The 25,901-nt window shown below is 62.4% G+C and carries 26 protein-coding genes; 15 read left to right on the forward strand and 11 right to left on the reverse strand.

What is annotated here, in order from left to right; all coding sequences use genetic code 11:
• Window positions 1-190 precede the first annotated feature (190 nt).
• A complete protein-coding gene (locus tag ACTJJN_RS23275; protein ID WP_017148139.1) occupies window positions 191-2,455 on the forward strand; it encodes a putative bifunctional diguanylate cyclase/phosphodiesterase in 2,265 nt (754 codons plus the stop codon).
• Here ACTJJN_RS23275 and ACTJJN_RS23280 read toward each other — a convergent pair.
• Both ACTJJN_RS23280 and ACTJJN_RS23285 read right to left on the reverse strand, forming a co-directional pair.
• Window positions 2,355-3,242 carry an NAD(P)-dependent oxidoreductase gene (locus ACTJJN_RS23280; protein WP_012051428.1) on the reverse strand — a complete coding sequence of 296 codons (888 nt, stop codon included), beginning with the start codon at window positions 3,240-3,242 and terminating at the stop codon, window positions 2,355-2,357. The genes ACTJJN_RS23275 and ACTJJN_RS23280 overlap by 101 nt on opposite strands.
• Before the next feature lie 192 nt (window positions 3,243-3,434).
• Complete coding sequence (locus tag ACTJJN_RS23285; RefSeq protein WP_004576203.1) at window positions 3,435-3,746, reverse strand: DUF2288 domain-containing protein; 312 nt, start codon at window positions 3,744-3,746, stop codon at window positions 3,435-3,437.
• A gap of 360 nt (window positions 3,747-4,106) precedes the next feature.
• On the opposite strand from ACTJJN_RS23285, the gene ACTJJN_RS23290 reads away from it, so the two are divergent.
• The 8 genes from ACTJJN_RS23290 to nhaA all read left to right on the forward strand — a co-directional run bounded on the left by ACTJJN_RS23290 (window position 4,107) and on the right by nhaA (window position 12,973).
• A complete protein-coding gene (locus ACTJJN_RS23290; RefSeq protein ID WP_014755540.1) occupies window positions 4,107-5,222 on the forward strand; it encodes a branched-chain amino acid ABC transporter substrate-binding protein in 1,116 nt (371 codons plus the stop codon).
• A gap of 185 nt (window positions 5,223-5,407) precedes the next feature.
• Entirely contained in the window at window positions 5,408-6,331 is a 924-nt protein-coding gene (gene livH / locus ACTJJN_RS23295) for a high-affinity branched-chain amino acid ABC transporter permease LivH (RefSeq protein ID WP_008097482.1), read from the forward strand.
• A complete protein-coding gene (locus tag ACTJJN_RS23300; protein ID WP_012051425.1) occupies window positions 6,328-7,584 on the forward strand; it encodes a high-affinity branched-chain amino acid ABC transporter permease LivM in 1,257 nt (418 codons plus the stop codon). Before livH ends, ACTJJN_RS23300 begins: the two co-directional genes overlap by 4 nt.
• The gene (gene livG / locus ACTJJN_RS23305; RefSeq protein WP_003254878.1) at window positions 7,581-8,348 is read left to right on the forward strand and encodes a high-affinity branched-chain amino acid ABC transporter ATP-binding protein LivG; all 768 of its coding nucleotides are present in this window, start codon (window positions 7,581-7,583) and stop codon (window positions 8,346-8,348) included. Before ACTJJN_RS23300 ends, livG begins: the two co-directional genes overlap by 4 nt.
• Entirely contained in the window at window positions 8,349-9,050 is a 702-nt protein-coding gene (locus ACTJJN_RS23310) for an ABC transporter ATP-binding protein (protein ID WP_003254879.1), read from the forward strand.
• An 88-nt stretch (window positions 9,051-9,138) separates the two neighbouring features.
• Window positions 9,139-9,813 carry a COG3650 family protein gene (locus ACTJJN_RS23315; protein WP_324737443.1) on the forward strand — a complete coding sequence of 225 codons (675 nt, stop codon included), beginning with the start codon at window positions 9,139-9,141 and terminating at the stop codon, window positions 9,811-9,813.
• 103 nt (window positions 9,814-9,916) lie between these two features.
• Window positions 9,917-11,524: an NAD(P)/FAD-dependent oxidoreductase gene (locus ACTJJN_RS23320; RefSeq protein ID WP_003254881.1), complete on the forward strand. Its 1,608-nt coding sequence runs from the start codon at window positions 9,917-9,919 to the stop codon at window positions 11,522-11,524.
• Between the two features lie 255 nt (window positions 11,525-11,779).
• Window positions 11,780-12,973, forward strand: coding sequence for a Na+/H+ antiporter NhaA (gene nhaA / locus ACTJJN_RS23325; protein ID WP_029611816.1), 1,194 nt, complete (start codon window positions 11,780-11,782; stop codon window positions 12,971-12,973).
• A 69-nt stretch (window positions 12,974-13,042) separates the two neighbouring features.
• Here nhaA and ACTJJN_RS23330 read toward each other — a convergent pair whose 3' ends face one another.
• A complete protein-coding gene (locus ACTJJN_RS23330; RefSeq protein WP_003254883.1) occupies window positions 13,043-13,507 on the reverse strand; it encodes a glycine zipper 2TM domain-containing protein in 465 nt (154 codons plus the stop codon).
• A gap of 147 nt (window positions 13,508-13,654) precedes the next feature.
• Between ACTJJN_RS23330 and ACTJJN_RS23335 the strand changes: the two genes are divergently transcribed.
• Window positions 13,655-13,888: a hypothetical protein gene (locus tag ACTJJN_RS23335; RefSeq protein ID WP_003254884.1), complete on the forward strand. Its 234-nt coding sequence runs from the start codon at window positions 13,655-13,657 to the stop codon at window positions 13,886-13,888.
• Window positions 13,889-13,927: 39 nt separating this feature from the next.
• On the opposite strand, the gene pdxH is transcribed toward ACTJJN_RS23335, so the two are convergent.
• The 5 genes from pdxH to dinG form a co-directional block, all read right to left on the reverse strand.
• Window positions 13,928-14,575, reverse strand: coding sequence for a pyridoxamine 5'-phosphate oxidase (gene pdxH / locus ACTJJN_RS23340; RefSeq protein WP_003254885.1), 648 nt, complete (start codon window positions 14,573-14,575; stop codon window positions 13,928-13,930).
• 19 nt (window positions 14,576-14,594) lie between these two features.
• On the reverse strand, window positions 14,595-15,572 hold the full coding sequence (locus tag ACTJJN_RS23345) for an OmpA family protein (RefSeq protein WP_012051421.1): 978 nt from the start codon (window positions 15,570-15,572) through the stop codon (window positions 14,595-14,597).
• 99 nt (window positions 15,573-15,671) lie between these two features.
• Window positions 15,672-16,817, reverse strand: coding sequence for an EstA family serine hydrolase (locus ACTJJN_RS23350; RefSeq protein ID WP_004576208.1), 1,146 nt, complete (start codon window positions 16,815-16,817; stop codon window positions 15,672-15,674).
• Between the two features lie 133 nt (window positions 16,818-16,950).
• On the reverse strand, window positions 16,951-19,185 hold the full coding sequence (locus ACTJJN_RS23355; RefSeq protein WP_014755536.1) for a beta-galactosidase: 2,235 nt from the start codon (window positions 19,183-19,185) through the stop codon (window positions 16,951-16,953).
• A gap of 79 nt (window positions 19,186-19,264) precedes the next feature.
• On the reverse strand, window positions 19,265-21,409 hold the full coding sequence (dinG, locus tag ACTJJN_RS23360) for an ATP-dependent DNA helicase DinG (protein WP_003254889.1): 2,145 nt from the start codon (window positions 21,407-21,409) through the stop codon (window positions 19,265-19,267).
• A gap of 98 nt (window positions 21,410-21,507) precedes the next feature.
• Here dinG and ACTJJN_RS23365 point away from each other — a divergent pair, with 98 nt between their 5' ends.
• Window positions 21,508-21,972 (forward strand): CopD family protein, encoded by a 465-nt coding sequence (locus ACTJJN_RS23365; protein WP_012051418.1) that lies wholly within the window; start codon window positions 21,508-21,510, stop codon window positions 21,970-21,972.
• A gap of 123 nt (window positions 21,973-22,095) precedes the next feature.
• On the opposite strand, the gene ACTJJN_RS23370 is transcribed toward ACTJJN_RS23365, so the two are convergent.
• From ACTJJN_RS23370 to ACTJJN_RS23380, 3 genes are all read right to left on the reverse strand, one after another.
• Window positions 22,096-22,371, reverse strand: coding sequence for a DUF1145 domain-containing protein (locus ACTJJN_RS23370; RefSeq protein ID WP_003254892.1), 276 nt, complete (start codon window positions 22,369-22,371; stop codon window positions 22,096-22,098).
• A gap of 98 nt (window positions 22,372-22,469) precedes the next feature.
• Complete coding sequence (locus ACTJJN_RS23375; protein ID WP_012051417.1) at window positions 22,470-23,189, reverse strand: OmpA family protein; 720 nt, start codon at window positions 23,187-23,189, stop codon at window positions 22,470-22,472.
• 89 nt (window positions 23,190-23,278) lie between these two features.
• Window positions 23,279-23,971 (reverse strand): OmpA family protein, encoded by a 693-nt coding sequence (locus ACTJJN_RS23380; protein ID WP_010952284.1) that lies wholly within the window; start codon window positions 23,969-23,971, stop codon window positions 23,279-23,281.
• A gap of 159 nt (window positions 23,972-24,130) precedes the next feature.
• Between ACTJJN_RS23380 and ACTJJN_RS23385 the strand changes: the two genes are divergently transcribed.
• Genes ACTJJN_RS23385 through ACTJJN_RS23400 form a run of 4 tightly spaced genes read left to right on the forward strand, consistent with a single transcriptional unit; the run spans window position 24,131 to window position 25,785 of the window.
• Window positions 24,131-24,625 carry a DUF6231 family protein gene (locus tag ACTJJN_RS23385; protein WP_017148138.1) on the forward strand — a complete coding sequence of 165 codons (495 nt, stop codon included), beginning with the start codon at window positions 24,131-24,133 and terminating at the stop codon, window positions 24,623-24,625.
• Window positions 24,626-24,627: 2 nt separating this feature from the next.
• Window positions 24,628-25,104 carry a YchJ family protein gene (locus ACTJJN_RS23390; protein WP_003254897.1) on the forward strand — a complete coding sequence of 159 codons (477 nt, stop codon included), beginning with the start codon at window positions 24,628-24,630 and terminating at the stop codon, window positions 25,102-25,104.
• Between the two features lie 2 nt (window positions 25,105-25,106).
• Complete coding sequence (locus ACTJJN_RS23395) at window positions 25,107-25,580, forward strand: LEA type 2 family protein (RefSeq protein ID WP_017148137.1); 474 nt, start codon at window positions 25,107-25,109, stop codon at window positions 25,578-25,580.
• 7 nt (window positions 25,581-25,587) lie between these two features.
• Window positions 25,588-25,785, forward strand: coding sequence for an SEC-C metal-binding domain-containing protein (locus tag ACTJJN_RS23400; RefSeq protein WP_012051415.1), 198 nt, complete (start codon window positions 25,588-25,590; stop codon window positions 25,783-25,785).
• Window positions 25,786-25,901 lie beyond the last annotated feature (116 nt).

The following is a 25,901-nucleotide window of genomic DNA, read 5'->3' on the forward strand; positions in this document are numbered from 1 at the left end:
CTCGCCCGCTCCCACAGGAAGGTATCAGGGCCCCAAATTTATTCCTCACTGCGATTGAAGTTATAACCAAATCGTAGAAATCATTGTGCCATTAGTCAGGAAGGCTTAAGTACTCCTTCCTATACTGCCTCTGGACAGTCTGCACAGGGTTGTAGCGCAGACGAGTGAAAACTCGATCAAGAGGCATTCCATGGAATGGCTGGGGCTGCAACTGTTCGCCGATCTTCCCGCAACCGGGCGCATCGTCATCGACTGCCGTCATGAACCGCTCTTGGTTCTGCTCGCCTATTTCGTTGCTTGCGCGGCCTGTTTCGCCACCCTCGACATGGCCGAGCGACAGTCCCACAGCGACGACCCCACCGCCCACCGGCAATGGAACATGCTCGGAGCCTGCTGCCTGGCAGGCGGCATATGGGCCATGCACTTCATCAGCATGCTGGCCTTTCGGGCCCCGGTAGAAGTGCACTACGACGTATCCCTGACCATTCTTTCGCTGCTCATCGCACTGGGCGTGGCCTGGCTGGCCATGCACAGCCTCGAACGCAGCAACATGCGCGCGCACCACTGCGTGCCGAGCGCAGGGCTGATCGGCCTGGGCATCATCCTCATGCATTTTGTCGGCATGGCCGCGATGGAAACGGGTGCCCGCCAGTACTACCAAACCGGCTTGCTACTTGCCTCTGCCGCCATTGCACTGCTCACCGCCCTGACCTCGCTGTACCTGGCCCGCTACTTGCGCAATGGCAGCGGCACCCTGTACCAAGCCATGAAGTACGGCGCCAGCCTGCTGATGGCGGGCGGCATCGTCGCCACTCATTTCACCGCGATGTCGGCCATGACCTTGGTCATCCCTGCCGATACCGCACTGCGCCTGCCGTCGGGCGACAACAGCCTGCAACTGGGACTGGGCATCGGCTTCATCACCCTGCTGATCAGTGGCGCCAGCATCAGCGCCGCACTGGCCGACAAGAAGCTGCAAAGCAAGGAGCACGACCTGCGCCGGGTCAGCGTACTGCTCAGCCAACTGGACCAGGCCCGCGCTTCGCTGCAGCAGGCGGCGCACTATGATGCCCTGACCAACCTGCTCAACCGCCGCGGATTCAACCAGGTATTCGCCGAGCGCCTGGTCGAAACTCAGGCCAGCGAAAACCGCCTGGCCGTGATGTTCCTCGACATCGACCATTTCAAGCGCATCAACGACAGCCTCGGCCACGACGCCGGTGACGAGCTGCTCAAGGTAATCGCCCACCACATCAAGGCCGCTACCCGCAGCCACGACCTGGTTGCGCGTTTTGGTGGCGACGAGTTCTGCGTGGTCACCAGCCTGAACAGCCGCGACGAAGCCCGCCACCTGGCCCAGCGCATCATGCAACGGATGAAAGACCCCATCGACCTGGGCGGGCGGCGCATGGTCATGACCACCAGCATTGGTATAAGTATCTTCCCAGACGATGGCGGCACAGCCGAAGAGTTGCTCAAGCATGCCGACCTGGCCCTCTACCAATCCAAGGACAACGGACGCAACAGCCTGAATTTCTTCAATGACAGCCTGAAGGCTCGCGCGTCGATCGCCTTGCAACTGGAAGAAGAGCTGCGCCTGGCGCTGCTTGAAGAGCGCGGGCTGTGTGTGCACTACCAGCCGATCTTCGACCTGCGCAGTGGGCAAGTGGCCAAACTGGAAGCGCTGGTACGCTGGCAGCATCCTCAACATGGCCTGCTCGGGCCCGACCGTTTTGTCGGCATTGCCGAAGCCAACGGCCTGATCATCGACCTGGACCTGTGGGTGCTGCGCCACGCCTGTGCCGACCTGGCCCACTTACAGCGCCACGGCTACGACGAGGTCCAGGTCACGGTCAATTGCTCGGCAGTCACCCTCAGCCACGACGAACTGCCCAACGAAGTTGAAAAGGCGCTGTTCCACGCTAGCCTTGCGCCGCGCCACTTGGAGCTGGAAGTGACCGAAAACGCCCTGGTGGGCGATATCCAGCGCACGGTCAGCCTGCTCAAACGCGTCCGAGCCTTGGGGGTGACACTTTCAATCGATGACTTTGGTACCGGCTACTCCTCACTGGCCTACCTCAAGCGCCTGCCATTGGATGTGCTGAAGATCGACCGCACCTTTCTGCAGGATGTACCGGGCAGCCAGAAAGACCGCGAAATTGTCCAGGCGATCATCGCCATGGCGCATACCCTGCACCTGCGGGTAGTCAGCGAGGGCGTGGAAACCGCCGAACAGCGGGCGTTCCTCGAAAGCCATGGCTGCGACTACCTGCAGGGGTACCTGTTGGGGCACCCCGTACCGCTGGCCGAGTTGCGCCCACTGCTGGAGCGGTTGCAGCGCCAGAGCGGCCGGATCACACCTTGTTGCGGTACAGCTCAACCAGGGTCGCCGGATCTTTTTGCAGGTAACCCTGGCTACCGTGCAAGCGCATCAGTTGCGCGGCAAGGCCACTGAGTGGCGTCGCCGAGCCTTGCTCGCGGGAAAACTTGACCGCGCCATCGAGGTCCTTGAGCAGCGTGCGGACGTGCCACTTGATTGGCTCGAAGCGGCTCTCGGCCATTTGCGGCGCAAGAATCTGCAATGGCTTGGAATCGGCAAAGCCACCCGCCAGCGCTTCAGCGATCAGCGTCGCGTCCACGCCCGACTGTTCGGCCAATGCCACCACTTCTGCAATTACCAGGGCATTGCACGCTACAATCATCTGGTTGCAAGCCTTGGTCACCTGCCCCGTGCCTACCGCGCCCATATGCGTCACGCGCTGACCAAGCACCTGCAGCACCGGGCGTGCACGCTGCAGATCGGCCGCTTCACCGCCCACCATGATCGCCAGCGTGCCCGCTTCGGCACCGGGCGTACCGCCAGAGACAGGTGCATCCAGCCAGGCCATGCCGCACAGTGCTGCCAGTTCGGCAGCCATTTCACGGGTGGCGGTGGGTTCCAAGCTAGAGAAATCGATCAGCAACTGGCCGCTGCGCCCGCCCTGGGCAATGCCTTGCTCGCCAAACACCACCTCACGCACCACCGCCGTGTCGGCCAGGCACAGTAGTACCATGTCGCTGTCACGGCACAATTCGGCCGGGCTGCTGGCCAGGCGCGCGCCAGCAGCGACCAGTGCGGCGCACTTGTCCGGGCTGCGGTTCCATACCGTCAGCGGATAACCCGCTGCCAGCAGGCGGCGGCACATGGGCAGGCCCATCAGGCCGATGCCGGCGAATCCAAGCGAAGGTAGTGCAGTGCTCATCGATAAACTCCTGACTGATTCGAACATTTCCCAGGCGGGCTACGATTCCGTTGGCGCCTGGCAGAACGGCGGCCACATTACGCATCCCGTAAACTGTTACCGCCACGCCGAATTGTTACTTCCCTCTACCCGCCTTGATCGCTTTCAAGCACCAAAACGGAGCTGATGCGTATTTTTGCGCACCAAAAAAGATCACGCTTCTTCCTGGCCCTTCACCTGTATCACGATGAACGGCGAAACCACCACCGCCCAGATCTCTGGGTCGCGGCTTTGCAGGTCCAATGCCTGCTCGGCCGATACCGGCCCAACAGTGCCATCACTACGCCACTTGGCGAAGATCTCGCTGCGATTCTCGGCCATCGCCTCAGCAACGGCGATCAGGTCAAGGCAGGGGTCGACCCAAATCAGGTCACCCTTGGCCCAAAAACGCTCCAGCGCTTTCCACTCGATGATTGCCGTCTCGCCAAGCAATTTGGCATAGAGGGTGCTTGTTTGATCAGTCATGGGTGGTATCCGCAAAAAATCGGTCAATAAAAAAGGCCGGCATTTTTGCAGAAAAACCCGGTTTCAAATATGTAATTTGGTCGATTGACCCCGAAGTTGTGGGGCGGGATCGCAGATGCAGGCAGTTTGATGGCGCCTTTCTGTATCTTTCTGTCGATCAAGCGACAACGCAGGAAAGACGCACTTTTCGACCGCTTTTCAAGCGCTCGAACAGCGCTCTACACTGTACCGGTACAGTTCCGGGACATGTTCCGGGGGAAGGTGGGCTAGCGCGTTGGCATGGCCACGCCGCAAATCCCGCCCGGTCTGTAGCCCTGGCCGCCAGGACTATAAGAATTACAACAGAATGAGTGGAGCACTATGATCAAGATTTCCAAGCTGTTCGCCGCAATGGTACTGGCCGGGGTAGCCAGCCATTCGTTTGCCGCCGATACCATCAAGATCGGCATCGCCGGTCCCAAGACGGGTCCTGTGACCCAGTACGGCGACATGCAGTTCATCGGCGCCAAGCAAGCCATCAAGGATATCAACGCCGCGGGCGGCGTGGATGGCAAGATGCTCGAAGCCAAGGAATACGACGACGCCTGCGACCCTAAACAGGCCGTGGCAGTCGCCAACAAAGTGGTCAACGACGGCGTCAAGTTCGTGGTCGGCCACCTGTGCTCCAGCTCCACCCAGCCTGCGTCCGACATCTACGAAGACGAAGGCGTGATCATGATCACCCCGGCCGCCACTTCGCCGGAAATCACCGCCCGTGGCTACAAGCTGATCTTCCGCACCATCGGCCTGGACAGCGCCCAGGGCCCGGCCGCCGGCAACTACATCGCCGACCACGTCAAGCCGAAGGTCGTTGCCGTCCTGCACGACAAGCAGCAGTACGGTGAAGGCATCGCCACCGCCGTCAAGCAGACCCTGGAAAGCAAGGGCACCAAGGTTGCCGTGTTCGAAGGCCTGAACGCGGGTGACAAGGACTTCTCCTCGATCATCCAGAAGCTCAAGCAGAACAACGTCGACTTCGTCTACTACGGCGGCTATCACCCAGAGCTGGGCCTGATCCTGCGCCAGGCTCAGGAAAAAGGCCTGAAAGCCAAGTTCATGGGTCCGGAAGGCGTGGGTAACGACTCCATTTCGCAGATCGCCCAGAACGCCTCCGAAGGCCTGCTGGTCACCCTGCCGAAGTCGTTCGACGCAGACCCGGCGAACAAGAAGATCGTCGACGCCATCAAGGCTGACGGCAAGGACCCAAGTGGCCCGTTCGTATTCCCTGCCTACTCGGCTGTCGAGCTGATCGCTCAAGGCATCAAGAAAGCCGGTTCCGATGATACCGACAAGGTGGCCAAGGCCATCCACGAAGGCACCTTCAAGACCCCGACCGGCGACCTGTCGTTCGACGACAAAGGCGACCTGAAAGACTTCAAGTTCGTGGTCTACGAATGGCACTTCGGCAAGCCGAAGACCGAAGTCTCCCCTCAGTAACTGCGTGACTAATAGCTGACCTACGAGCCCACTGTGCGAGCAGTGGGCTTCGTTTTATGAGGTTCATGGGCCCGATCCCCGCGATCCGGGGGCAGGCTCACCTGAAAATCTTAAAACCGTCACCCGCGGTTTCCTGGCCGTACCCCTGCCAGTGAAATGCAAATCAGGTTTTTAGGAGCGCTGTAATGCCTGAGATCTACCATTTCTTCCAACAACTGGTTAATGGATTGACCATCGGCAGCACCTATGCCTTGATCGCCATCGGCTACACGATGGTGTACGGCATCATTGGCATGATCAACTTCGCCCACGGCGAGGTGTACATGATCGGTTCCTACGTGGCCTTCATCGCCCTGGCGGGCCTGGCCATGATGGGTATCCATTCGCTGCCGATCCTGATGACCGTCGCCTTCGTCGCGACGATCTTCGTCACCAGTGCCTATGGCTACAGCATCGAACGGGTTGCCTACCGCCCCCTGCGCAACAGCAACCGTCTGATCCCGCTGATTTCCGCCATCGGCATGTCGATTTTCCTGCAGAACACGGTCTTGCTTTCGCAAGACTCCAAGGACAAGTCCATCCCCAACCTGATCCCCGGGAGCTTCTCCTTCGGGCCAGGCGGTGCTGAAGAAGTACTGATCAGCTACATGCAAATCCTGGTGTTCGTTGTCACCCTGGTGGCCATGACCCTGCTCACCCTGTTCATCTCTCGTTCCCGCCTGGGCCGCGCCTGCCGCGCCTGTGCCGAGGACATCAAGATGGCCAACCTGCTGGGCATCAACACCAACAACATCATCGCCCTCACCTTCGTCATCGGTGCCGCCCTGGCTGCCGTGGCGGCCGTGCTGCTGAGCATGCAGTACGGGGTGATCAACCCCAACGCCGGTTTCCTGGTGGGCCTGAAGGCTTTCACCGCGGCGGTACTGGGTGGCATCGGCAGCATCCCGGGCGCCATGCTCGGCGGGCTGGTGCTGGGCGTGGCCGAAGCGTTCGGTGCCGATATCTTCGGCGACCAGTACAAGGACGTGGTGGCATTCGGCTTGTTGGTTCTTGTCCTGCTATTCCGGCCGACCGGCATCCTGGGCCGCCCGGAGGTTGAAAAAGTATGAACAGAAATCTCAAACAGGCGTTCTTCAGCGCCTTGCTGGTGTGGGCCGTGGCCTTCCCGGTACTGGGCCTGAAACTGAGCATCGACGGGATCAGCCTGGTCGTGCACAGTCAGGGCTCGTTCACCATCAGCATCATCGCCGTGTGTTCGGTGCTGATGTTCCTGCGCGTGCTGTTCGACAAGCAGTGGAGTTCGGTGATGGGCCGCCGATCGGATCGCAAGCTGATCCCCCCGGCAGTCAGCAACTACCTCACCCTGCCCAAGACCCAGCGCTACGTCATCATCGGGTTGATCGTGATAGCACTGGTATGGCCGTTCTTCGGCTCTCGCGGTGCGGTCGACATCGCCACGCTGATCCTGATCTACGTGTTGCTGGGCCTGGGCCTGAACATCGTGGTCGGCCTGGCGGGCCTGCTCGACCTCGGCTACGTAGGCTTCTATGCCGTCGGTGCCTACAGCTACGCCATGCTCTCGCATTACCTGGGCTGGAGCTTCTGGGTGTGCCTGCCGATTGCCGGCCTGATGGCTGCCACCTTCGGCTTCCTGCTCGGCTTCCCGGTGTTGCGCCTGCGTGGTGACTACCTGGCGATCGTGACCCTCGGTTTCGGTGAGATCATCCGCCTGTTCCTGCGTAACCTCACCGATTGGACCGGCGGCCCCAACGGCATCAGCAACATCCCCAAGCCGGAGTTCTTCGGCCTGACCTTCGAACGCCGTGCGGCCGAGGGCATGCAGACCTTCCACGAGTTCTTCGGGCTGCAATACAACTCGATCAACAAGGTGATCTTCCTGTACCTGGTGGCCCTGCTGCTGGCCCTGCTGGCGTTGTTCGTGATCAACCGCCTGCTGCGCATGCCGATCGGCCGCGCCTGGGAAGCCCTGCGTGAAGACGAGATCGCCTGCCGTGCACTGGGCCTGAACCCGACCGTGATCAAGCTCTCGGCATTCACCCTGGGTGCCTGCTTCGCCGGTTTCGCCGGCAGCTTCTTCGCCGCGCGCCAAGGCCTGGTGACGCCGGAGTCGTTCACCTTCATCGAGTCGGCGATCATCCTCGCCATCGTCGTGCTGGGTGGCATGGGTTCACAACTGGGCGTGATTCTCGCGGCCATCGTGATGATCCTGCTGCCTGAGCTGATGCGTGAGTTCAGCGAATACCGCATGCTGATGTTCGGTGCGCTGATGGTGTTGATGATGATCTGGCGTCCGCAAGGCCTGCTGCCTATGCAACGTCCACACATGGAGCTGCGTCGATGAGCCGCGAAATTCTGCAAGTCAGCGGCCTGAGCATGCGCTTCGGCGGCTTGTTGGCGGTCAACGGCGTGGCCCTGACCGTCAAGGAAAAACAGGTGGTGGCGTTGATCGGCCCGAACGGCGCCGGCAAGACCACCGTGTTCAACTGCCTGACCGGCTTCTACAAGCCCAGCGGCGGTACCATCCTGCTCGATGGCCAGCCGATTCAGGGCCTGGCCGGCCACCAGATCGCCCGCAAGGGCGTGGTGCGGACCTTCCAGAACGTGCGGCTGTTCAAGGAAATGACCGCACTGGAAAACCTGCTGATCGCCCAGCACCGCCACCTCAACACCAACTTCTTCGCCGGCCTGTTCAAGACCCCGAGCTTCCGCCGCAGCGAGAAGGAGGCCATGGAACGCGCGCAGTACTGGCTGGAGAAGGTCAACCTGACCGAGTTCGCCAACCGTACGGCCGGCACCCTCGCCTACGGGCAGCAACGCCGCCTCGAAATCGCCCGCTGCATGATGACCCAGCCACGCATCATCATGCTCGATGAACCGGCAGCCGGCCTGAACCCGAAGGAAACCGAAGACCTCAAGGCTCTGATCGCCTACCTGCGTGAGTCGCACAACGTCACCGTGCTGCTGATCGAGCACGACATGAAGCTGGTGATGAGCATTTCCGACCATATCGTGGTGATCAACCAGGGTACCCCCCTGGCCCATGGCACACCGGAGGAGATCCGCGACAACCCTGACGTGATCAAAGCCTACCTGGGGGAAGCGTAAATGCTGAAGTTCGAAAACGTTTCCACTTTCTACGGCAAGATCCAGGCGCTGCACAGCGTCAACGTGGAGATCAACCAGGGCGAGATCGTCACCCTGATCGGCGCCAACGGTGCCGGCAAGTCGACCTTGCTGATGACCCTGTGCGGCTCGCCGCAGGCGCACAGCGGCAGCATCAAGTACCTGGGTGAAGAGCTGGTCGGCCAGCCGTCCTCGCACATCATGCGCAAAAGCATCGCGGTAGTGCCGGAAGGCCGTCGCGTGTTCGCTCGCCTGACGGTCGAGGAAAACCTGGCCATGGGCGGTTTCTTCACCGACAAGGGCGACTATCAGGAGCAACTGGACAAGGTCCTGCAACTGTTCCCGCGCCTGAAAGAGCGTTACATCCAGCGCGGCGGCACCATGTCCGGTGGCGAGCAGCAGATGCTGGCCATCGGCCGGGCGCTGATGAGCAAGCCCAAGCTGCTGCTGCTCGACGAGCCTTCGCTGGGCCTGGCGCCGATCATCATCCAGCAGATCTTCGACATCATCGAACAGCTGCGCCGCGATGGCGTGACGGTGTTCCTGGTGGAGCAGAACGCCAACCAGGCGCTGAAGATCGCTGACCGGGCGTATGTGCTGGAGAACGGTCGGGTGGTGATGCAGGGCACCGGTGAGGCACTGCTGACCGACCCGAAGGTGCGCGATGCCTACCTGGGGGGTTGAATGAAAAAGGGCCTTCGGGCCCTTTTTTCTGCCCGCAGGACGTGTATCGTGGCCAGCTCTTTGGCAAAGATTCCCCGGAGCCCGCCCCATGCGCCTCACCCCTACCCTGCTGCTCAGTGCCCTGCTGCCGCTGTTCGCTGGCTGCCAGCTACTGGCCGAGCAGCCCCGTGACCCGAACATCGGCACCACACGCATGCAGGGCGAACTGAGCGCCAACGGCGGCCGCCTGTTGTTCAAGCCCTGCAGCGAAGCACGCCGCTTCGTGATCAACGACGTCGCCGGCACCGGCATCCTGCAGGAGTCCGCCAACCTGGCCAAGGACGCCAATGCCAAGTTGTTCGCCGACGTGCGCGGTCGCCTCACGGGCGCCAAGCAGGCCGACAACGACGGCCAGTTGGAAGTCAGCCGCCTGTACCGCCTGGAACCCTCCACCCGCGCTTGCGACGACCCCAACTTCAAGCAGCTGACCCTGCGCGCCAATGGCCATGAACCGGACTGGGACATCAAGGCCAGCGGCAAGGGCATGGTGCTCAACCGCATCGGCAAAGACCCGCTGCCACTGCCATTTCTCGAAGAAGAAGTGCCCGGCGGCGGGCTGACCCTGACCAGCGAAGCCAACGGCCAGCACGTGGAACTGTGGCTCGCCCCGCAACGCTGCGTCGACAGCGCCACCGGCGCCATCCACCACCTGCGCGCCGAACTGCGCATCGACGGCCAGACCCTGCGCGGCTGCGGTTACTACGGTGGTGCGCGCGACAACTGATCGCCGGGCGCTTTTATCCTGCCAGTCAGGGCGTCTAACAGCTTATACTTGGCGGTTTGTGTAAAGCCGCCGGCCGCCCATGGCCGGGATACTGGACCCTGCCATGCTACGAATCACCGAACTGAAGCTGCCCCTGGACCATCCCGACGAAGCGTTGCGCGAAGCCATCGTCCAGCGCCTGGGCATCCGCGACGAGCAACTGCTCAGCTTCAACCTGTTCAAGCGCAGCTACGATGCGCGCAAGAAGAACAGCGAACTGCTGTTCATCTACACCATCGACCTGGAAGCCAGCAACGAAGCCGAGCTGCTCAGCAAGTTCGCCGATGATCGCAACATCGGCCCAGCCCCAGACGTCACCTACAAGTTTGTCGGCCAGGCCCCGGCAGGCCTGCAGGAGCGCCCGATCGTGGTCGGTTTCGGCCCGTGCGGCATCTTTGCCGGCCTGTTGCTGGCACAAATGGGCTTCAAGCCGATCATCCTCGAACGCGGCAAGGAAGTGCGCCAGCGCACCAAGGACACCTGGGGCCTGTGGCGCAAGAGCGTGCTCAACCCTGAGTCCAACGTGCAGTTCGGTGAAGGCGGCGCCGGTACCTTCTCGGACGGCAAGCTGTACAGCCAGATCAAGGACCCGCAACACCACGGCCGCAAAGTGCTGGAAGAATTCGTTAAGGCCGGTGCGCCAGACGAAATCCTGTACATCAACAAGCCGCACATCGGCACCTTCCGCCTCACCGGCATGGTCGAACAGATGCGCCAGGACATGATCGCCCTGGGGGCCGACGTGCGCTTCCAGGAGAAGGTCACCGACCTGTTGATCGAAGATGGCCAACTGACCGGTGTAGTGCTTGAAAGCGGCGAGCAGTTGCACTCTCGCCATGTGGTATTGGCCCTGGGCCACAGCGCCCGCGACACCTTCCGCATGCTGCACGCCAAAGGTGTCTACATGGAAGCCAAGCCGTTCTCGGTGGGCTTCCGTATCGAGCACCCGCAAACGCTGATAGACAAGGCACGTCTGGGCAAGTACGCCGGCCACCCGAAACTGGGTGCCGCCGACTACAAGCTGGTTTACCACGCCAAGAATGGCCGCTCGGTATACAGCTTCTGCATGTGTCCGGGTGGCACCGTGGTCGCGGCCACCAGCGAGCCTGGGCGAGTCGTCACCAACGGCATGAGCCAGTATTCGCGTAACGAGCGCAACGCCAACTCCGGCATCGTCGTCGGCATCGACCCCGAGCGCGACTACCCGGGTGGCCCGTTGGCCGGTATCGAACTGCAGGAGCGCCTGGAGGCGCACGCCTATGTAATGGGCGGCAGCAACTACCAGGCCCCAGCGCAGCTGGTGGGTGATTTTGTCGCCGGCCGGCCCTCGACCGCACTGGGCAGTGTCGAGCCGTCCTACAAGCCGGGCGTGACCTTGGGTGACCTGGCGCCGAGCCTGCCGGACTTCGCCATTGAGGCGATTCGGGAGGCACTGCCGGCGTTCGACCGGCAGATCAAGGGCTATAACCTGCATGATGCGGTGTTGACCGGGATCGAGACGCGTACCTCGTCGCCACTGCGGATTACCCGCGGTGAGGATTACCAGAGCCTGAACCTCAAAGGGCTGTTCCCGGCGGGTGAAGGGGCCGGGTACGCGGGCGGGATCCTGTCAGCCGGTGTGGATGGCATTCGCATCGCAGAGGCGGTGGCGCGGGATATGCTCGGCCTCTGACTCTTTATCGACTGACAGGGCCTCTTCGCGGGTAAACCCGCTCCTACANGCGGGTTTACCCGCGAAAGGGCCCGGTCCGGCACCAGACTATTCCAGCACCTACTCCAGACTTCCCCTCCCCCATCCTTCCCCAAATCCATCTAGGCTTGCCCCAGGCCTGCCAGCAAAAACATATAACAAAAACGAATATTTTTTTTGTTTTAAGGAACATCGTCACAGGCTAGGGTGTACGCCCGTACCCTTCGTAAACTGCTCATGGAGGGCCTACAGCCCGTGCGTAGCCTGTTTACCCGTTTCTTCCAGCTCGAAGCTGCCAGCGGCCTGCTGCTGATCGCCGCCGCCGTTCTGGCCCTGATCATCAACAACTCGCCACTGTCCGACCTGTACGGCGGCTTGCTCGACGTACCCGTCGCCGTCCAGGTCGGCGCGCTGAACATCGCCAAGCCGTTGCTACTGTGGATCAACGACGGCCTGATGGCCCTGTTCTTCCTGCTCATCGGCCTGGAGGTCAAACGCGAGGTGGTCGACGGTCACCTGTCCAAACCCTCACAAGTGATTCTGCCTGCCACCGCAGCCGTGGGCGGCATGGTGGTGCCAGCGCTGATCTACTGGTTCATCAACCGTGACAACCCTGCAGCCGTAGCAGGCTGGGCGATCCCTACCGCCACCGACATCGCCTTCGCCCTCGGCGTCCTGGCCCTGCTCGGCAAGCGCGTACCGGTGTCACTGAAGTTGTTCCTGATGACCCTGGCGATCATCGACGACCTGGGTGCGATCATTGTCATCGCCCTGTTCTACTCCGGCACCCTGTCGAGTGTGTCGCTGCTGCTGGCTGCGGCCTGTCTGGTGGTGCTGGTGGCGATGAACCGGCTTGGCGTCGTCAAGCTCGGGCCCTACATGATCGTTGGCCTGATCCTGTGGGTCTGCGTGCTCAAAAGTGGCGTGCACGCCACTCTGGCCGGTGTAGCCCTGGCCCTGTGCATCCCGCTGCGTACACGCAATGCTGAATCGTCGCCTCTTTTGGCGCTGGAACACGCCCTGCACCCTTGGGTGGCCTACGCCATCCTGCCAATTTTCGCCTTCGCCAATGCCGGCGTTTCGCTGGCAGGCATGACCGTAGACAGCTTCACCCACCCCGTGCCGATGGGCATCACGGTCGGCCTGTTGCTGGGCAAGACCGTGGGGGTGTTCGGCCTGACCTGGGTCGCGGTCAAGCTGCGCCTGGCCGCGCTGCCTGCGGGTGCGGGTTGGGGGCAAATTCTGGGGGTGGCGATACTCTGCGGCATTGGCTTCACCATGAGCCTGTTCGTAGGCTCGCTCGCCTTCGCCCCGGGTAGCAGTGAGTATGCAGGCATGGACCGCATGGGTATTCTTACTGGTTCGTTCTTTGCCGCGGTGATCGGCTACGCCGTCACCGCAATGGCCAGCCGCAAAACCAACGTTGCCTGACTTGGCTGAAGCATGAAAAAACCCCGACGGGCATCAGCCATGTCGGGGTTTTGTTTTACTGCACTACGGTCAGTGCGAAACGCGGCTGGTACCGTCAACTGTCATGATGCGCACGCGCTCGCCAACGCGGAAGACTTCGTTCTCCTGTACGGCCTGCACATAGGCGCGCATGCTGCCATCATCTTCACGAACGGTAATTTCGACACCTTGAGTACGGGTCAGGCCTTCTTCTGCTGCGGAACCCGCCAAGCCACCGGCCACGGCACCGATCACGGCAGCCACGATGCTGCCACGGCCACCGCCCACGGCGCTGCCAGCTACGCCACCCACGATGGCACCGGCACCGCCGCCAATCGGGGTCTTGGTACCCTCGATCTTGACCGGACGCAGGGATTCGATGGTACCCATACGCACGGTTTGCACGCGGCGGGCTTCGTCACGAGAGTAGCTGTCACCGGTCAGGCTCGAGGCACAGCCCCCCAGCAGCAGCGACATGGTGGTAAAGGTCGCCACCAGCAAAGCGGATTTACGCATGGGTAAAGTCTCCATAAGTCAGGTGCTCATTAGACGCTGCACATTGACGGCTGTCACGGTACAAACGTAATAAAATTGTTTTCATTCAGCCGGGGTACAGCCTGCCGGGCTGTGTCGAAGGCCTTTCAAGTGAGACCAAGCATAGCCATGGATTACTTCATCGTCGTGGTCACCACCGTTACGGGACTGTATTTCCACTGGTGGTTGTATGTGCGCATGCGCCGCTGGATGGACCGCGACCTGGCGTTGTCGCTGGCAGGGGCCGATCCTGAAAAACGCGCGTTCATGCTGGAAAGGTTGGCGCAGGCGCGCCAGGAGAAGGTGGGGCGTAAGCAACTGGCGGGGTGGTTGGAGCGCGAGGCGGCAGGTTATCCGGGGTAGCTTGATCAATGGCTGGGGCCGCTTGGCGGCCCCAGTTGCTCAGGGCGCCAGCCGCTCTCGCAGCCACTGCCCGTCCACCAGCCGATAGTTCAAACGATCATGCAGGCGGCTTGCCCGCCCCTGCCAGAACTCGATGCGCTCGGGCAACAAACGGTATCCCCCCCAATGCTCAGGGCAGTGCGGCTGGGTGTCGGAGAAACGCGCTTCGGTGGCCTTAACCAGGCCCTCCAGCTCTTCACGCCCGGCAATCACGCGGCTCTGTGGCGAAGCCCAAGCCCCCAGGCGACTGCCCAGCGGGCGTACCTGGTAGTAGGCATCCGACTCCTGCGCCGTGACCTTCTGCACCCGGCCCTCGATGCGCACCTGACGCTCCAGGGCCGGCCAGAAGAAGGTCATTGCCGCAAAGGGGTTGGCTTGCAGTTGCTGGCCCTTGGCGCTGTCATAGTTGGTGAAGAAGGTGAAACCCTGCTCGTCGAGCCCCTTCAACAGCAAAACACGGCAATGCGGGCGACCTTCGCCGTCCACCGTGGCCAAGGTCATGGCGTTGGCTTCTACCGGTACCTGCTCGGTTTTCACCGCATCGGCGAACCACTGGTGGAACAGGGCGAACGGCTCCCCTGGTGCCTGGGCTTCGGCCAGGCCATCACGGGTGTAGTCGCGGCGCATATCGGCCAGGGATTGGGTCATTACTGCGGTTCCTTGACGATCAGTTGGTCTTCGCAGGGCTGTTGGCAGCTACTTTCTTGTCAACGGCAGCTTTCTTGGCGGCAGGCTTGGCCGGCGCAGCTTTTTTCTTGGCTGCAGTCTTCGCAGGCGTTTTGGCCTTGGCTACAGGTTTCTTCACCGCAGCCTTGACGGCCGGTTTGCTGCCAGCGGCCTTGGCGGCGGGTGCCTTAGCATCCTGCACCGCCACCATCGAGGCCGGGGCGGGTGCCGGGGCGGCCTGCTGGTATTTGGCCAGCAGCGCGACCATGGTGTTTTGCGGGGTCAGCAACATTTCCACGCGGCGGTTCAGGGCGCGCCCCTCGGCGCTGTCGTTGGCAGCGCGCGGCATCACCGAACCCATGCCCTTGAGGGTCAGGCGGTCACGCTGCAGGCCGCTGAGGCGGAAGATGGCCGATACCGAAGCGGCGCGCTCCAGGCTGAGCTTCTGGTTGGCAACGGCGGCACCGCTGCTGTCGGCATGGCCCAGTACCAGTACGGCAGTCTTGGGGTCGCCTTCGACTGTCTTGGCGACGCGGGTGATCGGGCCCAGGGACATGGGCAGCAACATGTTCGGGCGATCGGGATTGTACGAGCTGTCCACCGGCAGGGTTACCGCCAGCACATTGTCACGACGCTCCAGCTCCAGCTTGCTGTCCTTGATCGCTTCGCGCAGCTTGGGCTCGTATTCGTCCAGCCAGGCCTGAGTGGCCTTCTGATCGATCTTTGGCACCACCGGCCCCTTGGCTTGCTTGTCGTCACCGCCAAACGGCCACCACCAGCGGCTGGAGCTTTCGGATTTGGCATCGGCTTTGGCCACGTTTTCAGTGACGGCTGACTTCACTTCCTGCTCGGCAACCTTGTCCGAACCGAAAGGCCACCAGCTGGAGCCACCTTCCTTGGAGCCGTCCGGGGAGTGACTGGCGCAGCCGGTAACGGCGGTCAGGCACAGGGCGAGTGCTAAGGTTTTATGTGAAGACATCAGCGATACACCATGAAATAGAAAGATATTTTGCCTACGAACTTCAGGCGTTGGCATTGAGGATAGTCAAAGGGGTGTAGCAATACCCGCATTACCCGATCAAAGGCAACTGGCAAGGACGCGTACCAGTTTCTGGGCGCGTGGGTCCATCAGCACGTAAGGGCCGAGGGTATTGACCACAAAACCGAAGGCCACATCGTACTCCGGGTCGGCAAAACCGACCGAACCACCGGCACCGGGGTGGCCAAAGGCGCGGGCGCCGAGACCAAAGGTGGCATTGGCCACATCGGGCTGGTCGAGCATGCAGCCCAGGCCGAAACGGGTCTGGGTGAGCAAGGTACGGTCCTGGCCAAGGCTATGCTCGCGGGTCAGCTCATCGAGCAGTTCGGATTCAAGCAGGCTGCCGTCCAGCAGCCCGGCATAGAACCCCGCCAGGCTGCGTGCGTTGCCATGGCCATTGGCCGCTGGCTGCTGCATGCGCCGCCATTCCGGTTTGTTGGTGCTGGTCAGTATCGCGGGCGGATTGGTAAAGGCACGGGTCGACAGTGCCTCAGGCTCGCGCATGGTCACCTGCAGCAAGCGTTGCGCTGCACTGTCTCCAGCATTGCCCTTGCCACGGGCGATATGCGCCACGCGGTGGAACTCTTCGTCGGCCAGGCCAACATGGAAATCCAGCCCCAATGGGCGGGCGGTGCGGGCCACGATCGAGTCGCCAGGGCCACGGCCGTCGGCACGGCGAATCAGCTCGCCGATCAGCCAGCCATAGGTGATGGCGGCATAGCCGTGTTCTGTGCCTGGCGTCCACCACGGTGTCTCGGCTGCCAGGGCATCGACCATGAACTGCCAGTCATACAAGGCTTCAGCCGGCAACAGCTTGCGTATGGCCGGTAAGCCGGCACGGTGGCTGAGTAGCTGACGCAAGGTGATCGACTGCTTACCCGCCTGGGCGAACTCGGGCCAGTAGTTGGCCACCGGGGCATCGAGGGCCAGCTTGCCCTCGCCGACCAGCTGCAGGGCGGTAACGGCCGCGAAAGTCTTGGTGCAGGAGAACAGGTTGGCGATGGTATCGCTGTGCCAGGCCTGCTGGCCGTCCTTGTCGGCACTGCCGGCCCACAGGTCAACGACGGTTTCGCCACCCACCTGGATGCACAGCGCGGCGCCACGCTCCTGGGGATCATCGAACAGTGCGGCAAAAGCTTCGCGCACAGCTTCGAACTTCAGCTCATAGTGACCCTGGATCTGCACCCGCTGCTCTCCGTACGACCATATCCAAAAAGGTGTGCATTGTTTCAGTAGTTGGGTGTTTTGCAAACAGGCTTGGGCCAAGTGGTCGCGACACAAGGCCGCTCTCACCTGGGTTGACTGCATCTGCCTGATCTCAGGGGGCCGGTTTTTCCAGCTCGGCACGCAGTTGGTTCATGGTTTGCAGATTGCTTTTGCGCACGGCATCGACAAACCCTGGATAGGGCATATCGGTAATCGCCACCAACCCGAGGTGGCCGTTCTCACCATCGAGCAGGCGACCGCTGGCCGGTTGGTCGAGGTACTGGAACCAGTGCGCGCCAACGATCATCGGCTGCGCCATGGCGGCCTTGAGGAAGTTTGCATAGGCCGGGCCGCGATCCTCTTCCCGCGCCAGCTCCAATGGCCCCGGCCAGAACGGCCCGCGATCACGCGAGCCGAACTGGAACTCGGACACCAGCACCGGCTTGTCCAGCTCCGCCAGGCGGACAAAGTCGTAGCCGTCCTGTGGCTTGAGGGTATAGAAGTTGAAGCTCAGAACATCGCAGAACTCGGCGCAGGCCTTGACCGCCTCCGGTGTGCTGACCGCATAGCGGCCACCCAGGAGCATGTGATTGGGCGCATGCCACTTCAACGAATCGGAAATGGTCTTGAAGTAGGTCTCGGCAAATACCCGCTGGAAGTGCTGGTAGTCCCGTTCGATTTCCGGGTGTTCCGGGTCAGGCAACGGCGCCTCGAAGCCAGGATCTTCCATGAGTTCCCAGGCGGTCAGTTCGATGCCCCAGGCCTTGGACAACCCTTCCTGGTTGCGATACTTGTCGCGCAACTGCTTGAGGAATGCGCGTTTGGCTGGCACGTCGGTGGTCAGGCGCAAGGTGCCGTAGGCCAGGCCATAGCGGCTCTTGGGGTCGCTTCCAGGGGCTGCCCAGGCCAGTTCGTTATCTGCGAAGTAACCGATGAGCCAAGGGTCGTCACGGTGATCACGCGCGGCGATGGCCACGGCACGCTCGGTGGCCATGGCAAAACGCGGGTCGAACGGGTCGGGCATGCGGCCCCACCAGTCCATGCCAGTGCTGATGCTGGCGTAGTCGCCTACGATCGACAGCGGCAAGGTATACGGCATGCGTCTGGCTTGACCAAGCGCCGGCTCGCTCCAGTTGCCAACGGTGTTGAACCCCCAGGCCTGAAGGCGATCAAGCGCATGCGCCTGCCAGCGGTCGGCATCCAGCAACGGCGGCGCGCAATCGGCTGGCTGGCCCTCCACTGCGGGCGGGCAGGGTTTGCCATAAGTACGCTGCAGGTTGGCGGCGTAGAAGTCGAACCAGCGCCCCTGCTTGAAATTGCGCCCTTGCGACGAGGCATTGCCATCGTCGTTGTTGCTTTCGCCATAGAACGCCGCCAATGCATCGCCCTCAGCGGGCAAGGCCTTGAACATGCCTTCGCGCCCGGCGACATACGTACGCCCGCCGTCTGCCGCCACGGCGTTCACCCCCAGAGAATAGAACGGGTGCCCATCCGGCGTTACCAGGTACCAGCGGCCATCACGCTTTTCAGTGCGAAAGAAGCCCTTGGCTGCAAAGGCCGGCCCGCCCACCAGGCCACCGTAAGCGTCCAATCGCTGCTTGCCACGCTCTGCCAACCAGCCCTTGAGCTGTTGCTGTTCACGGGTATCGGCCGCCTTGAGCTGCTCGTCACTGGATACCTTCTCGGGCCAGTTACCGCGAGTCGACTGGCCATAAGCATCAATCAGCTCGTGGTAAGCCGCCCTGTACGCCTGGTTGTCATCCTGGATACCGACACGCTCGATCAGCAGGCTCTGCGCCACCTTGGGGCTGGGGATGCTCAAGCTGACCGAGGTCACCTGTTTGAGGTCGATTGCACCGGCACTGCTGGTCAAAAGAAGGCGCTGACCACCATGGTTCCAGGGCATCGGTGGGCCGGCGCGCATGCCCTGGTCCAACGGCGAACTGGCCGTCAGGGGCACCAGCACGGTTTGTGCGGGACCCGCGGGCAGGTCGATACGGCTGGTCAAGGTGCGGCCATCGCTGCCTTGCACGGTGACATCCACGGTCAATGCCCAATCCATGGCACTTTGCAGGCGCAAGGTCAGGAACTGCCCGGCGGACCAGTCCCACACCCCGCTCTGCGGGCTCAGGCGCAGGGTCGGCTGCTGGGCCGGGTTGAACACCACACGCCGCAACACCTCGCCCTCGGCCGTTTGTTCCGCGTTGTACTGCGGCATGCCGGCATCCACCGTCGCCACATTGACCACCGAAGCCGGGCGCACGAAGCTGAACAGCGTCTGCTGCCCGGCCAGCAAGGGCGAACTGCACAACAAGGCGAATACGGCGGGCAGGGTGCGGCGGATCATAAGGCTGGGGCTCTCCTTCAGGACCCTGATGGGCCCAAGACGGGTGATGGACAATGCGCCGGCGCAAGTGCTCCGGCGGTCAGGAAATTTCCCGCCGGAACGGCGGCAGCGCATTGAGAATAGCCTTGCCGTAGCGCTGCGTGACCAAGCGCCGGTCAAGCAAGGTGATAACGCCGCGATCCTGCTCGGTACGCAGAAGGCGGCCGCAGGCCTGGATCAGCTTCAACGAGGCGTCAGGCACGGCAATTTCCATGAACGGGTTGCCGCCACGTGCCTCGATCCACTCGGCCAGCGCAGCTTCGACCGGGTCGTCGGGCACAGCAAAGGGAATCTTGGCGATGACCACGTGCTCGCAATACGCACCCGGCAGGTCGACACCTTCGGCAAAGCTGGCCAGGCCAAACAGCACGCTGTGCTGGCCATCGTCGACCCGCGCCTTGTGCTTGTTCAGGGTTTCCTGCTTTGAAAGGTTACCCTGGATGAGCACCAGCTTGCGCCAGTCACGGTCCAGACCATCAAACACATCCTGCATCTGCTTGCGTGACGAGAACAACACCAGCGCGCCACGGGCATCCTCGACGATGTTCGGCAGCTCGCGGATGATCGCCGCGGTGTGCGCTGCTGCATCGCGTGGGTCGGCCTGCAGGTCGGGGACCCGCAACAGGCCGGCATCGCCATGCACGAACGGGCTGGGCACCACGCAGGTGACTGCGTCGCGCGGCAACCCCGAACGCATGCGGAAACGGTCGAACTTGCCCAGCGCGGTCAATGTCGCCGAGGTCACCAGCGCGCCGTGGGCCACGCTCCACAGGCTGCGCCGCAGCATATCGGCGGCGAGGATGGGGCTGGCGTTGACTTCGATGTCGAACAGCGCGCCACTTTCGGCCAACGTCAGCCAGCGCGCCATGGGCGGGCTGTCTTCCGGGTCTTCGGCGGTGAAGGCCGTCCACAGCTCCCAGTTACCCTGGGCACGGGTGACCAGGCTGCCGAACAGCGGATACCACTCTTCGGCCTGGTGGCTGGCGATGCCGATATTGACCTCGCCGTCCATGCCTTCCTTGAGCAGGTCAGCCAGGCGGGTGAACAGATCGTTGAGGCGGGCAAAGCCCTTTTTCAGTTCGATGCCCACTTCACGAATCTGCTCCGGCACCACCCCACCCTCGAAACGGTAACGCGGGCGCTCACGGCCTTCGGTGTCCTCGCTGGGACGGAAGTCAGCCACCTGTTCACAAAGGGTGAACATGAACTGCTGCTGGGTGCGTACTTCTCGCGCCAGCTCCGGCACCTGCTCGATGTACTTGCCCAGGTCGCCGGGCAGCGGATGCTGGGCCAGCAATTTGGTCAGGTTCTTGGCGGTCTGTTCCAGCCAGTCGGCGGTGGAACGCAGCCGCGAATAGTGGGCGAAATGGCCGATGGCCTTGTCTGGCAGATGATGGCCTTCGTCGAACACGTACATGGTATCGCGCGGGTCGGGTAACACCGCACCGCCACCCAGGGCCAGGTCGGCCAGGACCATGTCGTGGTTGGTGACGATCACATCGACCTTGCCCATGCCTTCGCGGGCCTTGTAGAACACGCACTGCTGGAAGTTGGGGCAGTGGCGGCCGGTGCACTGGCTGTGGTCGGTGGTCAGCCGTGCCCAGTCCTGGTCTTCCAGGGCCTCTGGCCAGCTGTCACGGTCACCGTCCCAGCGGTTGCCGGCAAGCTTCTCGATCATGCTGTTGAACAGCTTCTGGCTGCGCTCGTCGACTTCGATGCGGAAGCCTTCTTCCTCGAACAACTGAGCCGTGGCTGACTGGGCGTGGCCTTCCTGCAACAGGATGTCGAGCTTGGACAGGCACAGATAGCGGCCACGGCCCTTGGCCAGGGCGAAACTGAAGTTGAGGCCGCTGCTGCGCATCAGGTCGGGCAGGTCCTTGAAGACGATCTGTTCCTGCAGGGCCACGGTGGCCGTGGCGATCACCAGGCGTTTGCCGGCGGCCTTGGCCGCCGGGATGGCTGCCAGGCTGTAGGCTACCGTCTTGCCGGTACCGGTGCCCGCTTCCACGGCCACCACGGCAGGCTCGCCAGCGCGGCGGCCTTCATCGTCGCAGGCAATGTCGCCAAGCACCTTGGCCACTTCGGCGATCATCAGGCGCTGGCCATAGCGCGGCTTGAGGCTCTTGGCTTCGAGAAAACGCGAATAGGCGCCCTGGATAGTGGCTTTGAGTTCGTTGCTGATCATGGTCTGCAGGCGCCCGGAGGGCTGGATATATTTTCAGTGTTTCGCATGGGGCGGCTATCATACCCCGCTATTGCCCTTTCTGCCGCATGGAGATCCGAATGCTCGCCTTTGCCCTGCCCTACACCCTGCATGTTCTGGCCGCACTCGTATGGGTCGGCGGCATGTTCTTCGCCTGGCTGGTGCTGCGCCCGGCAACGGTTGCAGCCCTTGAAGGGCCTGCCCGCCTGCGCTTGTGGGTGGAAGTTTTCCGACGCTTCTTCGGCTGGGTCTGGCTGGCGGTGGCGATTTTGGCGATAAGTGGTATCGGCATGTTGCACATGCGCTTCAGCGGTTTCGAGACAGCGCCCCGGTACGTGCACGTGATGATCGGTGGCGGGATCGCCATGTTTGCCTTGTTCATGCGCATTCAGGCGTTGCTGCTGCCGGAATTGAAGGCAGCGGTGCAGGCCGAGGACTGGCCGGCGGGTGCGGCGGTACTGGGGCGCATTCGGCGGATGGTGGGTGTCAATCTGCTGCTGGGGCTGGCAGTGGTGGCGGTGGCCAGTTCGCGACTGGTCATCTGACAGGCGCTGCGTGAAACCTGCAGCGAAGCCGGTGCCACGGTGCATGGCGCCGGCGTTGCCGGTGCTCGTGGGCAAGCCCGCTCCTGGCAAGGGATCGCAGTGAGCATCAGAGGCGCTGCAAGATCAGTTCACCCGCGGCGCCTCCCGCGGACGGGGAATGGACATGACATGGAAGATACCCGTCAACAGGATTTGCAAACGGTCAAACCAGCGGTGACTGCGCCCGCGCAGGCTGCGATTGAAAAACAGCACTTCAAGCAGGTGCAGGCCAAACAAGACGATGCCTGCGGCATTGATCAGCAGATTGAAGGGCAAGGGTTGTGGCATCAGCTGATTGAACAGCACCACCCCCCAGAAAGCGACCGTCAGGACCTTGCCCAGGCCCAGGATGAACTTCATACCACGCCCCTATAGAGAGTTGTCATGTCGAGGTGGCCTGATCGAGCAAACCGTGCGAACAACATTAACGGCAAGGCCAAGACAGGCGCCAGCACCACTCAGTTGAGGTGCAGCTCCACCCGTCGGTTGCGCGCGCGGCCCTCCTCGGTTTCGTTGTCGGTAACCGGCTCGCTTTCCCCACGGCCCTGGCTGGTGACCTTGCCCATCTCCAGGCCCTGGCCGATCAGGTACTCGGCAACGCTGCTGGCGCGGCGTTCGGAAAGTGCCTGGTTGTAGCTGTCGGAGCCCACACCGTCGGTGTGCCCGATCACACGGACCTTGGTCACCGTCGGTGAATTGAGTTTCGCCACCAGGCCTTGCAGGCGTTGCTGGGCCGCCAGCGTCAGTTCGGCGGAGTCGAAGGCGAACATCACCGCGCCGTTGTCATCGAGGGTGATCACCTCTGGCGAGGGTTCGGGTGCACTGGCAGGTGGCGCGGCCGGGTACTGCTTCAGTGGGCAACCCATGTGGTCGACCGCCGTGTTGGCAGGGGTCTCGGGGCAGTGATCGCGCCGGTCGAAAATGCCGTCACCATCTTCGTCACCGTCCTGGGCGTAACAAATCAGCCCGCCGGCGATGGCACCCAAGGCGCCGCCACCGGCAGCCCAGGAAGAACTCTCGATGGCCCCAAGGCCACCACCGACCAAGCCGCCCAGCAGGCTACAGATGGGCCAGGTCCTTTGATTGAGGGGCGCGCTGCCATCGCTGTGCGTAGCGCAGCCCGCGAGCAGGCTGGCAGCCACCAACAGCGGCAGTGCCGCCTTCGACGTCACACTCATGCTGAATGCTCCTGTGTCATTGGCCACAAACGGCTGGCCGGCATGAAGACGCGCCCGTGCCACTGCTCGAGGCACGGGCGCCCGCCGTCTTACCGCTGGATCTTGATCTCGGTACGACGGTTCATGGCACGCCCTTCGGCCGTGGCGTTGTCTGCCACAGGCTGGGTTTCACCCGCGCCGACCACCGAAACGAAGCTGCTGCGCGGTACACCGCTCTCGACCAGGTAATCGGTCACCGAATGGGCACGTCGCTCGGACAGTTTCTGGTTGTAGCTGTCGGAACCGACGCTGTCGGTATGGCCGCTGACGCTAAGGCGGGCAGAGGGCGCTTCCTGTTTCAGGCGCGTGGCAATGGTGTTGAGGCGCTCTTTGTCACTGGCCGTCAGGCGCGCAGAATCGAACTCGAAGTGCACATCGCGGATGACAATGACTTCTTCCTTCTGCACCACCACTTCTTCGACCACCGCAACCGGCTCAGGCGGGCATCCGTTGGCGTCGACCTGCACACCACGCGGGGTGCCAGGGCACTTGTCACGGCTGTCTGGCACGCCGTCGCCATCCTCGTCGCCATCGCCATGGGCCCAGCAATAGCCCGCCGCCAGGCCACCGCCCAGCAACGCGCCCCAGCCAGCCCAGCTGGAGCTTTCGATGGCGCCCAGGGCGGCGCCGCCTACACCCCCGACGGCGGCACATTTCGGCCAGTCGGTTTTTTGCAAACCTGCACAACCAGTCAACACACTGGTGAGCAGTACCAGGGGTAACGCTGTGCGTACTATGCTCATTTCATTGCTTCTCCTAGGGGGAATCGGCATAAGGCCGATCTCTGGGAGTAAAGACCGCGCATTCCAACCCTGCCAGCAATAAGCTACGACACGGTCACATGCCCCTTTGCCCGCACGCCGCGGCCCGCTAGTCTTGGATGACTTGAACGAGGAATGGCAATGACCGAAGGTTTCTCCACACGCACCCCGCAACAGGCCCTGGCAGCCCTGCTCGAGCGCTTCACTCCACAACGGCTGCTGCTGGTGGGTACGCGCTTTCCAGCGCTGGACGCCTTCGCCCAGGCGCACCCCCAGGTGACCATCGACACCGCCGCCCCTGGCCCGCTGCCGGCCGAACTGGCCGCCAAGCGCTTTGACCTGGCGGTGCTGGTGGACTGCCTGGAACACTTGCCCAAGCGCACCGGCCTGGAGCTGCTCGGCGGTATTCGCAACCTCAATGCCAGCCGGGTTGCAGTGCTGGCCGACCTGGCTGCCTGCGGCTGGCAGGACACCGACTTTTTTGCCCTGGCCATGTCGGCCAGCGAGAAATTCTGCCGTGAGCAACAGGTTTTGAGCCTGTTCACCTATGATCTACATGACTATAAGCAGGTCCCGGACTGGCTCAATGCCAGGTTCTGGGCCAACCCTGAAAACTTCGGCAAGTACTGGTGGTGATGATGAGTGTCTCGGTCTGCCCTTGTGGCAGTGGCAACCTGCTTGACGCCTGCTGCGGGCATTACCATGCCGGTACCCCGGCACCGGATGCCCAGGCCCTGATGCGCTCACGCTACAGTGCCTACGTGCTGGGCCTTGTCGACTACCTGGTAGCCACCACCCTACCGGCCCAGCAAGCCGGCCTGGACCGTGCTGCCATGGCCGACTGGAGTGCACAGAGCACCTGGCTGGGCCTGGAAGTGGAAAGCGCAGAAGTGCTGGGCGGCCAACCCGAGCACAGCTTCGTCACCTTCACCGCACGCTGGCACGACCAAGACGGCGATCATCAGCACCGCGAACGCTCGGCGTTCGTCCAGCATGCCGGCCGCTGGTACTTCATCGACCCAACGGTCGGGTTGAAGGCCGGGCGCAACGACCCCTGCCCCTGCGCCAGCGGGCACAAATTCAAGAAATGCTGCGCCAGCTACGTAGGGAACTGAACATGATCAAGCGCACCCGTCTGCTACTGCTCGGTGCGCTACTGGCATGGCTGACGGGCTGTGCCAGTTGGGGCGAGGACTGGCGCGAGCCCGAAGTGCATCTGGTCGAGGTCGAAACGGTCAAGGCCAGGTTGCTGGAACAGGAGTTCGTGCTGCACCTGCGGGTCGACAACCCCAATGACAGCCGCCTGTTCATTCGCAACGTGTCGTATGCAATACGCCTCAATGACCTGCTACTGGTGCAGGATGAAGCCAGCGTATGGCGCAGCGTGGGCGGGCATGCACGGCGCACTTTCAAGATCACCGCACGAACCAACCTGTGGCAGCACCTGAAGCCACTGGCCAAGCTGCTCAGAAGCAAGCAGCCGCTGCATTACACCCTGCAGGGCGAACTGGCGACCGGGTTGCTCATCCATCGGGACCTGCACATCTCGCGCAGTGGTGAGATAATCCCCGGCGATCACATACCGGAGTAACCCTGCAATGTCCCAACAACCCCACGTTCATGGCCCTGACTGCAACCATGACCATGATCACCACCACGACCACGGCCATGTACACGGCCCGCACTGCAACCACGGCACCCAAGAACCGGTGCGCAACGCCCTGAAGGACGTTGGCCGCAACGACCCGTGCCCGTGCGGTAGCGAGAAGAAGTACAAGAAGTGCCACGGCGCCTGATCGACTGACGCGATTCAACATCTGAGCGATTGCGCGATCACTGTGGGAGCGGGCGCGCCCGCGAACACGGGCGAAGCCCGTGCCATACACCGCGTCGCATGCTTCGCGTGCTTGCC

The sequence above is a fragment of the Pseudomonas sp. 22515 genome (assembly GCF_052044625.1).
Taxonomy (GTDB): domain Bacteria; phylum Pseudomonadota; class Gammaproteobacteria; order Pseudomonadales; family Pseudomonadaceae; genus Aquipseudomonas; species Aquipseudomonas alloputida.